The sequence below is a fragment of the Shimwellia pseudoproteus genome, assembly GCF_016415625.1.
Lineage (GTDB): Bacteria > Pseudomonadota > Gammaproteobacteria > Enterobacterales > Enterobacteriaceae > Shimwellia > Shimwellia pseudoproteus.
Genome location: NZ_WBXP01000016.1, coordinates 1 through 13,351, shown reverse-complemented (window position 1 = coordinate 13,351; position 13,351 = coordinate 1). Strand labels below are relative to the sequence as shown.

The following is a 13,351-nucleotide window of genomic DNA, read 5'->3' as shown; positions in this document are numbered from 1 at the left end:
GTAATAACCGGCTTTTTTTGATGGCGCTATTTCTCCCTTGCCCTCTCCAGGGCGGGATTGTCCGGTAACGCCCGCCATACGGCCTTAATCAGGGTCGCCAGCGGGATGGCAAAAAATACCCCCCAGAATCCCCACAGGCCGCCAAAAATAACCACCGACAGGACAATCACCAGCGGATGCAGGTTAACCGCTTCGGAAAACAGCACCGGTACCAGCAGGTTACCGTCCAGCGCCTGAATCACCAGATAAGCAATAAACAGCGTCCAGAAATCGGCCGTTAGCCCAAACTGAAACAGCGCGACGCACACCACCGGGATGGTGACCGCCACCGCACCGATATACGGAATCAGTACCGAGAACCCCACCAGTACCGCCAGCAGCAGTGAGTAGTTGAGATCGAAAAAGATAAACACAATCCACGTGCTTACGCCGACCACAACCATCTCAACCACTTTGCCGCGAATATAATTACTGATCTGCTGGTTCATCTCCTGCCATACCTGCCCGGCCAGGCCGCGATTACGGGGCAGCACCCGGCGCACCGCATTGAGCATCTGGGTTTTATCTCTTACCAGGAAAAAGACCATCAGCGGCACCAGCACCAGATAAATGGACAGCGTCAGCAGCCCTACCAGGGAAGCGATAGAAAGCTTGACCACCGAATCCCCCATCACCAGGAGCCTGGCGCGCACATTCTCAGCAACCGCATCAATAATCCCGGCATCCACCAGCGCCGGATAACGCTCCGGTAGTGTTGAGGCAAACCCGGAGAGCTTAGTCAGCATCCCGGGCATATCGCGAATCAGGTAAATCCCCTGCTGCCAGGCAATGGGCGCCACCACCAGCACCTGAACCAGTAAAATCCCGACAAACACCACCAGCACCAGTGACGTTGCCAGCCACCGGGAGTAGCCTAACCGCTCAAGGCGCGCGGTGGGCCACTCCAGTAAGTACGCCAGCACAATCGCCACCAGCAGCGGTGCCAAAATGCCCGAGAAGAAAAATAAAATAATAAAACCCGCGCACAGGATCACCAGCAGCGCTATCGCTTCCGGATCGCTGAAACGCCGGCGGTACCACTGCAATATCAAATCGAGCATTGATCCTTTCCTTGATCACAAAACGGGGATAACAATGGAGCCTGAAGTGTATCTAAATGTCACAGAAAAGTACCAGAATTTTGCCGGGCTGACGGGGCGATAATAGTTGCTATTATTGACGTTTCATTCCCGCGAGGGAGCGGCTACACTCGCAGTCTGTCAGAATCAATGAACAATTCACTACCGGGCCGGTCAAAAATGGGAACTAACTTTACAGGACAGAAGTTATGCTCAGGCAACTAAAAATAACATTGATGGCCTCGCTGATGGCAGGAGTGCTTATCGGCCAGGTTGCACCCGCTAGTGCAGACACCACGATTGATCAGTTGCCGGATATTGGCACGTCCGCCGGTAATACGTTGTCTATCGGCCAGGAACTGCAGATGGGGGATTTTTACGTGCGTCAGTTGCGCGGCAGTGCCCCGCTGATAAACGACCCACTGCTGGTGCAGTATGTGAATAATCTCGGCATGCGGCTGGTCTCTCACGCCAACTCCGTACGCACCCCATTTCATTTTTACCTGATTAATAATGACGACATTAACGCCTTCGCCTTTTTCGGCGGCAATGTGGTACTGCACTCGGCGCTGTTTCGCTATACCGATAACGAAAGCCAGCTTGCGTCGGTTATGGCGCACGAAATCTCTCACGTTACCCAGCGCCATCTGGCCCGCGCTATGGAAGATCAACAGCGTAACGCCCCGTTGACCTGGGTCGGCGCGCTGGGGTCAATTTTACTGGCAATGGCCAGCCCCCAGGCCGGTATGGCGGCGCTGACCGGTACCCTGGCGGGTACCCAGCAGGGGATGATCAGCTTTACCCAGCAGAATGAACAGGAAGCGGACCGTATCGGCATTCAGGTCTTGCAGCGCTCGGGGTTTGATCCTCAGGCCATGCCGGCATTTATGGAGAAACTGCTCGATCAATCCCGCTACGCAACCCGGCCGCCGGAAATCTTACTCACCCACCCCCTGCCGGAAAGCCGTCTGTCTGATGCCCGTAACCGCGCCAACCAAATGCGTCCGGTGGTGGTTCAGTCTTCAGAAAATTTCTATCTGGCCAAAGCCCGTATTATGGGGATGTATGGGCCGGACGATCAAAAAGGGCTGGTCAGCGATCTGTTAGCCGGTTGGGCAAACGGCAACAGCCGCGAACAGACCGCCGCCCGCTATGGCCGGGCCGTGGTTGCCATGCAGAATAAAGATTTTGCTAAAGCCGCTCAGGAACTTCAGCCCCTGCTCCAGGCCCAGCCCACAAATCCGTGGTATCTGGATCTGATGACCGATATCAACCTCGGCCAGAACAAACCCCAGGAGGCGATTAAACGGCTCCAGTCAGCACCGGGGCTGAACAATAATCCGGTTCTGCAACTCAACCTAGCGAATGCCATGGTGGAAGGCGGCCAGCCCGCCGGCGCGGTGACCATTCTCAACCGCTATACCTTTGCCCATCCGGACGATACTAACGGCTGGGATCTGCTCGCCCAGGCACAGTCTGCGCTGGGTAACCGGGATCAGGAGCTAGCGGCCAGGGCTGAGGTCATGGGGCTGATTGGTAACCTGGATCAGGCGATTTCGTTACTGAGTAGCGCCAGCAGCCAGGTGAAGCTCGGTAGTCTGCAACAGGCGCGTTATGATGCGCGTATCGATCAGTTCCGGGGCCTGCAACAGCGCTTCCGCCCCTACGAAAAACGCTAAGGACATTGCATGAATTCAGCCGTGACGATTTATCACAACCCGCGCTGCTCTAAAAGCCGCGAGACCCTCGCCCTGCTTCAGCAGCACGGCGTAACACCGGAAGTGGTGCTGTATCTGGAAACCCCACCGGATAAAACCACCCTCAAGGCGTTACTGAAGATGCTGGGGATGCACAGCGCGCGTGAGTTAATGCGCCATAAAGAGGATTTGTACCGGGAGCTGCAGCTGGCCGATGCGGCGCTGAGTGAAGAACAGTTACTTGATGCGATGGTTGCCCATCCCAAATTAATCGAACGGCCCATTGTGGTGCATCACGGTAAAGCGCGAATTGGCCGCCCGCCGGAGCAGGTACTGGAAATACTGCAATAATATATCGCGCAGGCCGCGTTCTGTGGCCTGCCGGTTACTGGTTTTTGCTAACCAGTCATCAGAATATATCCGGCGCGAACTACAGGTACAAAATCTCTTTTACAAACGGAATAGTCAATTTGCGCTGGGCGGTAATGGACGCGTGGTCGAGCTGATCGAGGGTCATAAACAGCGTGCGCATCTCGCGCTCCAGCCGTTTAAGTAAAAAGCGCCCGACATCTTCCGGCAGTTCAAATCCCCGTAACCGGGCGCGCAGTTGCAGCGCCTGTAACTTATCATCATCCGATAGGGGCTGTAATTTGTAGATCTGCCCCCAGTCAAGGCGGGAAGAGAGATCCGGTAAATGCAGATTAAGCTGGCGCGGCGGACGATCGCCGGTGATCAGCAGCCGGGTTTTGCCCGACTCCAGAATGCGATTATAGAGGTTAAAAATCCCCATTTCCCAGGGGTCATCCCCGGCAACACATTCGATATTATCGATGCATACCAGCGACAGATGTTCCATACCGTCCAGCACTTCGGGCACAAACCAGGTGCGCTTATCCAGCGGGACATACCCGACAGCATCCCCCCGCTGGGACAGTTCAGCACAGGCCGCGTGCAACAAATGACTGCGACCGGCACCTTCCCGGCCCCACAGATAGATGTACCCACTGTGCTCCTGACGCAACACATTTTGCAGGGCCGCTAATAAAGACGCGTTATCCCCTGCCCAGAAACTCGCAAAGGTTTCGTCGTCAGGTAAGTAGAGTGGCAAAGAGAGCTGTGCCGGCGTATTCAGAAAAACCTCTTCAGGTATGGCGGAAAAACGGGGTGAAGTTTATCACAAAATCACAACCGGGCGGAACTCTCCGCCCGGCCACGGGCATCAGGGCTGCTGATCAACGCTGTCCTGCACCGTTTCTTCCGGGCGCACCAGGCTAATCACTTTAAAGATCAGGCTCAGGCCCACCCCAACAATGGTCGCCAGCGCCATGCCTTTCAGCTCGGCGGCACCAATATGCACCTTCGCCCCGCTGACGCCGATAATCAGGATAACCGAGGTCAGGATCAAGTTCTGGGCTTTGCTGTAGTCCACTTTAGACTCAATCAGTACGCGAATACCGGAGGCGCCAATAACGCCGTACAGCAGCAGGGAAACACCGCCCATTACCGGTACCGGAATTATCTGGATAGCCGCCGCCAGTTTACCTACGCAAGACAGCAATATGGCGAAAATCGCCGCGCCGCCGATAACCCAGGTGCTGTAAACCCGGGTGATGGCCATCACACCGATATTCTCACCGTAGGTGGTGTTCGGCGTAGAACCAAACAACCCGGAAATAATCGTAGAAAAGCCATTGGCAAACATGGAGCGGTGCAGCCCGGGGTCACGGATCAGATCTTTCTTGACGATATTGGCGGTGACCACCAGATGGCCGACATGTTCGGCAATCACCACCAGCGCCGCAGGCAGGATCGTGAAGATAGCAAACCACTCAAAACGCGGGGTATAAAAGGTCGGCAGCGCAAACCAGTGGGCATTAATAATCGGGGTGACATCCACCATCCCCATCGCGAATGACAGCGCATACCCCACCAGCACCCCAATCAGGATTGGGATAATCGCCAGAAAACCGCGGAACAGCACCGAGCCAAAGATAGTCACCCCGAGGGTGATAAGCGACACGGTAATCGCCTTCGTATCCGGCGCCGTCCCCTCTGGAGGCAACAGTCCGGCCATATTCGCCGCCACGCCCGCCAGCTCAAGGCCGATAACGGCAACAATTGCCCCCATCGCCGCCGGTGGGAACATCACATCCAGCCAGCCGGTCCCGGCTTTTTTAACAATCAGCGCCACCAGGCAGAACAGCACGCCACACATGATAAAACCGCCCAACGCCACTTCGTATCCCAGCGGCAGCAGCAGTAATACCGGGGAGATAAATGCAAAGCTGGACCCCAGATACGCCGGGATTTTGCCCTTACAGATAAACAGGTACAGCAGCGTACCTACCCCGTTAAACAACAAGACCGTTGCCGGGTTGATGTGGAACATAATCGGCACCAGTACCGTTGCGCCAAACATGGCGAACAAGTGCTGCAAACTGAGCGGGATAGTTTGTAATAATGGCGGTCTTTCATTTATCCCGATGGCCCGGCGTGTCATAGCATTTTCCTCAGCATCTTATTGTTAAGGTGGAATAAACCAAAAAAAAGCCGACTATCAAGTCGGCTCACATTGTTATTTAGTACCAAATATCTTGTCGCCCGCATCGCCGAGGCCGGGAATAATGTATCCGTGCTCGTTGAGCCCCTGATCCACTGACGCGGTATACAGCTCCACATCCGGGTGGGCTTTTTCCAGCGCGGCAATACCTTCCGGGGCCGCAACCAGGACCAGCACTTTAATGCTGGAGCAGCCGGCGTTTTTCAGCAGGTCGATGGTCGCAATCATTGAGCCACCGGTTGCCAGCATCGGGTCTACCACCAGCGCCATACGTTCATCAATGTTGGACACCAGCTTCTGGAAGTACGGTACCGGCTCCAGGGTTTCTTCGTTACGGTAAATCCCCACCACACTGATACGGGCGCTCGGCACGTGTTCCAGAACCCCTTCCATCATCCCCAGACCGGCGCGCAGGATAGGAACAACGGTAATTTTCTTACCTTTAATCTGTTCAATTTCGACCGGACCGTTCCAGCCTTCGATGGTCACTTTTTCAGTTTCCAGATCGGCCGTGGCTTCATAAGTCAGCAGGCTACCGACTTCAGAGGCGAGTTCGCGAAAACGTTTCGTGCTGATGTCATGCTCGCGCATCAGGCCCAGCTTATGTTTGACGAGTGGGTGTTTCACTTCCACGATCTTCATACTCATTCTCCTAAAAGGCGGTAACCGCAAAAAAAATCGCCGGATTATACCGCTTTTTTTGCGCAGCGCCACCGGTAAGGTGGCTGATCTGGATCAACGGAATAGCAAAGAGCCCGCTTTGATAATAATTCATTTCGTCAACATAAGAGGCTCGCAAACGTTTGCTTTGACTGTTAGAATTGCGCCGTTTTCTACTCTATACCACCCGTGGGGACTTGAGCCGTGACCGATAAAACCACTCTTAGCTATAAAGATGCCGGTGTTGATATTGATGCAGGGAATGCGCTGGTCGACAGAATTAAAGGCGTTGTAAAGAAAACTCGCCGTCCGGAAGTCATGGGAGGTCTCGGTGGTTTCGGCGCGCTCTGTGCGCTGCCGCAAAAATACCGCGAACCGGTGCTGGTCTCCGGCACTGATGGGGTGGGTACCAAATTACGTCTGGCGATGGATTTACATCGCCACGACACCATCGGTATTGATCTGGTGGCCATGTGCGTGAACGACCTGGTGGTCCAGGGCGCAGAGCCGCTGTTCTTCCTCGACTACTACGCCACCGGCAAACTGGATGTCGATACCGCCGCCAGCGTGATTAGCGGCATCGCCGAAGGTTGCCTGCAATCCGGCTGTGCCCTGGTCGGGGGCGAAACCGCCGAAATGCCGGGCATGTACCACGGTGACGATTACGATGTGGCCGGTTTCTGTGTTGGCGTGGTTGAGAAAGCCGATATTATCGACGGCAGCAAAGTTGCCGACGGTGACGTGTTAGTCGCCCTCGCCGCCAGCGGCCCGCATTCCAATGGCTACTCGCTGGTGCGCAAAATTCTCGAGGTCAGCGGCACCGATCCCCTGACCGAGATGCTGGACGGCAAACCGCTGGCCGACCATCTGCTGGCCCCGACGCGCATTTATGTTAAGCCGGTTCTGGAACTGATTGCCAAGACGGAAGTTCACGCCATTGCCCACCTGACCGGGGGCGGTTTCTGGGAAAATATCCCGCGCGTACTGCCAGACAATACCCAGGCCGTAATTAACGAAGCCAGCTGGCAGTGGCCGGCGGTATTTAACTGGATGCAGCAGGCGGGTAACGTCAGCCGCCACGAAATGTACCGCACCTTTAACTGCGGGGTGGGTATGGTCATTGCGCTGCCGGCGGACCAGGCCGATAACGCCGTCAACCTGCTCAACGCACTGGGTGAGACAGCCTGGGTGATCGGCGCGATTAACGCCTCTGAAGACGATCAGCAACGTGTGGTTATCGCGTAAATGACGCGTATCGTAGTGCTTATCTCCGGCAACGGCAGTAATTTGCAGGCGATTATTGATGCCTGCCAGCAGGGTAAAGTTGCCGGCCATGTCTGTGCGGTATTCAGCAATAAGGCCGATGCCTACGGGTTGCAGCGTGCGGAAATCGCCGGGATCCCCGGCTATGTTGTCGATCCCCGTCCCTTTGCCGACCGCGACGCATACGATAGCCAGCTGATGACGCAAATTGATGCCTGCCAGCCAGATCTGATTGTGCTGGCGGGGTATATGCGCATCCTCAGCCCGGCGTTCGTGCAGCATTATCAGGGCCGGATGCTCAATATTCATCCGTCGCTGCTGCCGAAATATCCCGGCCTGCATACTCACCGTAAAGCGCTGGAAAACGGTGATAGCGAACACGGCACCTCGGTGCACTTTGTCACCGAAGAGCTGGACGGCGGCCCGCTGGTTTTACAGGCTAAGGTCCCGGTGTTCCCGGAGGATGACGAAGCCCTCGTTGCGGCCCGGGTCCAGCACCAGGAGCATGCGATTTATCCGCTGGTGATCGGCTGGTTTGCCAGCGGCCGCCTGCAAATGTGCGACGGGACGCCCCAGCTGGATGGCCAGCCCCTGCCGCCGGAAGGCTACGCCGCCGACCTCTGATCGCATCACCTCTCCTGCCACTCTGCGGCGCTTGCCCGGTCGGGAACTGCGCCGCAGAGTGTGTGTTTTTCTTGTCTTCTCTTCGGGTTGGACATATTACTGGAAAGCTCGCCATAATAATCAGCGGGTGAGACGGATTTTCCACATCCAGAGATCAGTAACCGGAGCATAGTTGGAATGGGACAGGATAAGCTTTACATCGAAAAAGAACTGAGCTGGTTATCATTTAACGAACGCGTTCTGCAGGAAGCCGCCGATAAAAGCAATCCGCTGATTGAGCGCATGCGTTTCCTCGGTATCTATTCGAACAATCTGGATGAGTTCTATAAAGTTCGCTTTGCCGAGCTGAAAAGCCGTATTCTGATCAGCGAGGAGCAAGGCTCCAACTCCCACTCTCGCCATCTGCTGAGTAAGATCCAGAACCGGGTACTGAAAGCGGATCAGGAGTTCGACGCGCTCTACAATGAATTACTGCTGGAGATGGCGCGCAACCAGATCTTCCTGATCAACGAACGCCAGCTCTCCCCTAACCAGCAACTCTGGCTGCGGGATTACTTCAAACACTATTTGCGCCAGTATATCACTCCGATCCTTATCACCCGGGAGACGGATCTGGTGCAGTTCCTGAAAGACGATTACACCTATCTGGCGGTGGAGATCATTCGCGGTGACAGCACTCACTATGCCCTGCTGGAGATCCCGTCAGATAAAGTGCCGCGCTTTGTAAACCTGCCCCCGGAAACCCCGCGACGCCGTAAGCCGATGATCCTGCTGGATAACATCATGCGTTATTGCCTTGATGATATTTTTAAAGGTTTCTTCGACTACGACGCGCTGAACGCGTATTCAATGAAAATGACCCGGGATGCTGAATATGACCTGGTGCATGAGGTGGAGTCCAGCCTGCTGGAGCTGATGTCATCCAGCCTGAAACAGCGCCTGACCGCAGAACCCGTCCGCTTTGTCTACCAGCGGGATATGCCGGATGCCCTGGTAGAGACCCTGCGTGAAAAACTGAGTATTTCACGCTACGACTCGATAGTACCCGGTGGCCGGTATCACAACTTTAAAGACTTTATTAAATTCCCCAATGTCGGCAAAGCAAACCTGGTGAATAAACCAATGCCGCGCCTGCGCCACATCTGGTTTGATAAATTCCGTAACGGGTTCGACGCCATTCGCGAACGGGATGTGTTGCTCTACTACCCCTATCACACGTTTGAACATGTGCTGGAGCTACTGCGCCAGGCGTCCTTCGACCCGAATGTGCTGTCGATAAAAATCAATATTTACCGGGTGGCCAAGGATTCACAGATTATTGAGTCGATGATCCACGCCGCCCACAACGGCAAAAAAGTCACCGTGGTGGTTGAGTTACAGGCCCGTTTTGACGAAGAGGCCAATATCCACTGGGCCAAACGCCTGACCGAGGCCGGGGTGCACGTGATTTTCTCTGCCCCGGGGCTGAAAATTCACGCCAAACTGTTTTTGATTTCCCGGCGGGAGAACGGCGACATTATTCGCTATGCCCACATCGGTACCGGTAACTTTAACGAAAAGACTGCCCGGGTCTATACCGACTACTCACTACTGACGGCCGACGCCCGTATCACCAACGAAGTGCGCCGGGTGTTTAACTTTATTGAGAACCCCTACCGGCCGGTCACCTTCGACCATCTGCTGGTGTCGCCGCAGAACTCCCGGCGGCTGCTCTACTCATTTATTGATAAAGAGATCGCCGCCGCCAGCGCCGGGCAGCCTTCCGGCATCACCCTGAAACTGAACAACCTGGTGGATAACGGCCTGGTTGACCGGCTGTATGCGGCTTCCTGTGCCGGGGTGCCCGTCAACCTGCTGGTGCGCGGTATGTGTTCGTTGATCCCACAATTGGAGGGCATCAGCGAGAATATTCGGGTGATAAGCATTGTGGACCGGTTCCTGGAGCATGACCGGGTTTATATCTTTGAGAACGGCGGCGATAAAAAAGTCTTTTTGTCCTCCGCCGACTGGATGACCCGCAATATCGATTACCGTATTGAGGTTGGCGTGGCGCTGCTCGATCCGCGCCTTAAGCAGCGCGTGCTGGATATCATTGAGATTTTGTTCAGCGACACGGTCAAAGCGCGAATTATCGACAAAGAACTCAGTAACTGTTATGTTCCGCGCGGAAATCGCCGCAAGGTTCGCGCCCAGACGGCAATCTATGACTATATAAAATCCCTGGAACAGCCCGAATAACAGACTATGCCGATAACCAAACAGCTACCCCGGCCGCAGGAGTTTGCTGCCGTCGATCTTGGCTCTAACAGCTTCCATATGGTGATCGCCCGGGTGGTAGACGGTGCGCTGCAAATTATTGGCCGCCTGAAGCAACGGGTCTTCCTGGCCGAAGGGCTCGACCATGAGAACAACCTCACCGAAGAGGCAATGGCGCGCGGGCTGAGCTGCCTGGCCTTGTTTGCCGAACGCCTGCAGGGCTTTCCGGCGGATAACGTCACCATTGTGGGGACCCACGCACTGCGCCAGGCAGCGAACCTGGCCGAGTTTGTTAAACGCGCGGAGGCCTTCCTCCCCTACCCGATTGATGTTATTTCCGGCAACGAAGAAGCGCGGCTGATTTTTATGGGGGTGGAGCACACCCAGCCCGAAAAGGGCCGCAAACTGGTTATCGACATTGGCGGTGGGTCAACGGAGCTGGTTATTGGCGAGGATTTTGAACCCCAGCTTATCGAAAGCCGCCGTATGGGGTGTGTCAGTTTTAATCAGCTGTTTTTCGCCAGCGGCAAACTGAACAAAACGAATTTCGGCCGCGCGCGCTTAGCGGCGGTCCAAAAGCTGGAGTGTCTTTCCTGGCAGTACCGCCTGCACGGCTGGAGTGTGGCGCTGGGGGCCTCCGGGACCATCAAAGCGGCCCGGGAAATCCTTATCCAGATGGGCGATGCTGACGGGATTATTACCCCGGAACGCCTCGAAAAGTTAGTGGATTGCATCCTGAAATTTGATTCGCTTGATGCCCTCAGCCTGCCCGGGCTTTCTGATGAACGTAAAGCGGTCTTTGTGCCGGGGCTGGCAATCCTGTGCGGTATTTTTGACGCCCTGAAAATCCGCGAGTTGCGCCTGTCGGAAGGTGCCCTGCGGGAAGGGGTGCTGTATGAAATGGAAGGCCGTTTCCGCCATCAGGATATCCGCAGCCGCACCGCACAAAGCCTGGCGCACCAGTACCATATTGACGGTGAGCAGGCGCGGCGCGTCCTGGAGACCACGTTACGCATTCACGACCAGTGGCAGCAGCGGCATCCCAAACATGCGACCCCGCAAACCGAAGCGCTGATCAAGTGGGCCGCCATGCTCCATGAGGTGGGGATCAGCATCAACCACAGCGGCATGCATCGCCATTCTGCCTATATTCTGCAAAACAGCAATTTGCCGGGCTTCACCCAACAGCAACAGCTGTTTATGGCCGCCCTGGTCAGGTTCAGCCGTAAGGGGATTAAGCTCAGCGAATTACCGCGCTTTACCGTGTTTAAGAAAAAACATTTTCTGCCGCTGGTAAAAATGCTGCGCCTCGGTCTGCTGCTTAACAATCAGCGCCAGGCCACCACGCGCCCGGATACCCTGGTACTGGAGATGGACGAGCACCACTGGACCTTACGCTTCCCCCACAACTGGCTGCGCCAGAACGCGCTGGTGCTGCTGGATCTGGAGCGGGAACAGCAATACTGGGAAAGCATCCCCGGCTGGAAACTGACCCTCGAGGAAGAAGCCGCCCCCGAAGCGGTGGCTTGATCCCGGGGCTGTACATCAGGCCGTTATCTGCTCCAGCAATACCGGCCTGCTGATTGCCGACCCCTGCAGATAATCAATCCCCATACTCTCTACCGCGTTACGCAGCGCCTCCGTTTCCACATAGGTGGCCACAATTTGCAGCCGCTTCGCCCGGGCCAGCTGGCAGATAGACTCCACAATCTGGTAATCCACACTGCTTACCAGCAGGTTGCGGATAAAACTCCCGTCGATTTTCATGATATCCGCGTGCATTTCCCGCAGGCTCAGGTAGCTGGAGCCGCCGCTGCCAAAATCGGCGATAGCAATGCGACATCCCATTTTGCGTAGCACCCGCAGGGTGGCGTCTGCCTGAGCAAAACGTGAAGAGACGCGATTTTCGGTGACCTCAAAAATCAGCTGCCAGGGCTCAACATGGTAGCGGTGTAACAGTGCACGAACATCATCAGGAAACTGCGAGCGGCACAGTGATGCCGGGGTCAGACTGATAGCACAGCGTATTCCTGGTAAGGTTTCCCGGCGCTTATCAATAAATGCCAGTGTCGCCCGGAGTGTCCATAAATCCATTTTTGATGACAGCCCAAACTCCTGCGCCACCGACAAAAACTGGCTGGGGAAATAGATATCATCTTCTCCCTGCATCTGGAGCTGGATTTCATAATAATGGTCGCCGCGCACCCCCTGCACCCGCTGGGCCTGCACTAAGAACGCGTTGTTATCCAGGGCATGCTGGAGCTGGTTGAGCATATCCACTTTACGTTTTACCGAGTTCTGGACATGTCTGGCCCCGCGCAGTTGAACACTCTCCGGGCGGTTGGTCATTAACGAGTGGTCCGCCATGCTGCTGAGCTCTCCCAGTAACAGGGGTAAATGGTCCACCGGGTAGCGCACATAGCAGTAGCTGAGCCCCACCTGCGGCTGCAGCGGCATACCGTCCCACTGGAAGCGGAACGCCTTCACTTGCTCATACAGATGGGCAATCCGTTCGGCGGTGGCATCACCGTTCAGCCGCAGGGCCAGTTCATGGCCAGACAACTGATAGACCAGTTCGTTATCTGCCACTTCCCGGCGCAATATGACCGACAGCTTCTGCTTGTAATTAATCCGCAGCATCACGCCATAGTTTTGCCCCAGCAACTCCAGACCCGGAATACGCAAGAAGCACACCACGGACGAGGTATACATCCCCAAATCCAGCGACAGCGCCCGCAAATTCGGCAGCCGGACCATCGGGTCAATCAGCGACAATCTGCGCTCCAGGGCGGAGTCTGCCCGCTGGCGGGTAGTCACAATGGCCATCAGGCATATAGAGAATGAAAATACCGCGTAACAGGAAGAGGTTATTGCCAGTTGCAATTTATAATCATTACCCTGTGGAACATACCGATAGAAATAGTGACTCAGGATAGTAATTATTATTGTCCAGGCAATCATTATAAATAAATAGCCAAAACGCATCGCCCCCCACAACATCATGGGTAAAATAAGCGTTAAGGTATAATTCGTGTTAAATATTGTACTATCGTTTGTCAGCGGCAATATCAGTAATGCTAAGGAAGGTGCGAATAAGCAGGTCATTTCTTCCCAAGCTGACTCGCTGATTAAAATTTCGCGGATCTGGGCCGATTTTTTTCCCGCAAACACAT

The 13,351-nt window shown here is 55.2% G+C and carries 11 protein-coding genes; 6 read left to right on the top strand and 5 right to left on the bottom strand.

From position 1 onward, the window contains the following. Window positions 1-26: 26 nt before the first annotated feature. Window positions 27-1,100, bottom strand: coding sequence for an AI-2E family transporter (locus F9C28_RS09190; protein WP_199014921.1), 1,074 nt, complete (start codon window positions 1,098-1,100; stop codon window positions 27-29). A gap of 227 nt (window positions 1,101-1,327) precedes the next feature. Between F9C28_RS09190 and bepA the strand changes: the two genes are divergently transcribed. Continuing rightward, entirely contained in the window at window positions 1,328-2,797 is a 1,470-nt protein-coding gene (bepA, locus tag F9C28_RS09185; protein ID WP_199014920.1) for a beta-barrel assembly-enhancing protease, read from the top strand. Between the two features lie 9 nt (window positions 2,798-2,806). Then, the gene (gene arsC / locus F9C28_RS09180; RefSeq protein WP_199014919.1) at window positions 2,807-3,166 is read left to right on the top strand and encodes an arsenate reductase (glutaredoxin); all 360 of its coding nucleotides are present in this window, start codon (window positions 2,807-2,809) and stop codon (window positions 3,164-3,166) included. A 79-nt stretch (window positions 3,167-3,245) separates the two neighbouring features. On the opposite strand, the gene F9C28_RS09175 is transcribed toward arsC, so the two are convergent. The 3 genes from F9C28_RS09175 to upp form a co-directional block, all read right to left on the bottom strand. Next, the gene (locus F9C28_RS09175) at window positions 3,246-3,947 is read right to left on the bottom strand and encodes a DnaA inactivator Hda (protein ID WP_233149006.1); all 702 of its coding nucleotides are present in this window, start codon (window positions 3,945-3,947) and stop codon (window positions 3,246-3,248) included. 87 nt (window positions 3,948-4,034) lie between these two features. After that, window positions 4,035-5,315 carry a uracil permease gene (gene uraA, locus F9C28_RS09170; RefSeq protein ID WP_199014918.1) on the bottom strand — a complete coding sequence of 427 codons (1,281 nt, stop codon included), beginning with the start codon at window positions 5,313-5,315 and terminating at the stop codon, window positions 4,035-4,037. A gap of 75 nt (window positions 5,316-5,390) precedes the next feature. Beyond that, window positions 5,391-6,017, bottom strand: a complete 627-nt coding sequence (gene upp, locus F9C28_RS09165) for a uracil phosphoribosyltransferase (RefSeq protein ID WP_199014917.1) — start codon at window positions 6,015-6,017, stop codon at window positions 5,391-5,393. Between the two features lie 222 nt (window positions 6,018-6,239). Between upp and purM the strand changes: the two genes are divergently transcribed. The 4 genes from purM (at window position 6,240) to ppx (ending at window position 11,708) form a co-directional block, all read left to right on the top strand. Further along, window positions 6,240-7,280: a phosphoribosylformylglycinamidine cyclo-ligase gene (purM, locus tag F9C28_RS09160; protein ID WP_199014916.1), complete on the top strand. Its 1,041-nt coding sequence runs from the start codon at window positions 6,240-6,242 to the stop codon at window positions 7,278-7,280. After that, window positions 7,281-7,922, top strand: a complete 642-nt coding sequence (gene purN, locus F9C28_RS09155) for a phosphoribosylglycinamide formyltransferase (protein ID WP_199014915.1) — start codon at window positions 7,281-7,283, stop codon at window positions 7,920-7,922. It abuts the gene before it with no gap. 177 nt (window positions 7,923-8,099) lie between these two features. Next, window positions 8,100-10,160 (top strand): polyphosphate kinase 1, encoded by a 2,061-nt coding sequence (gene ppk1 / locus F9C28_RS09150; RefSeq protein WP_199014914.1) that lies wholly within the window; start codon window positions 8,100-8,102, stop codon window positions 10,158-10,160. A gap of 6 nt (window positions 10,161-10,166) precedes the next feature. Next, window positions 10,167-11,708 (top strand): exopolyphosphatase, encoded by a 1,542-nt coding sequence (gene ppx / locus F9C28_RS09145; RefSeq protein WP_199014913.1) that lies wholly within the window; start codon window positions 10,167-10,169, stop codon window positions 11,706-11,708. 15 nt (window positions 11,709-11,723) lie between these two features. On the opposite strand, the gene F9C28_RS09140 is transcribed toward ppx, so the two are convergent. Then, a complete protein-coding gene (locus tag F9C28_RS09140) occupies window positions 11,724-13,283 on the bottom strand; it encodes an EAL domain-containing protein (RefSeq protein ID WP_233149004.1) in 1,560 nt (519 codons plus the stop codon). Window positions 13,284-13,351: the final 68 nt, after the last annotated feature.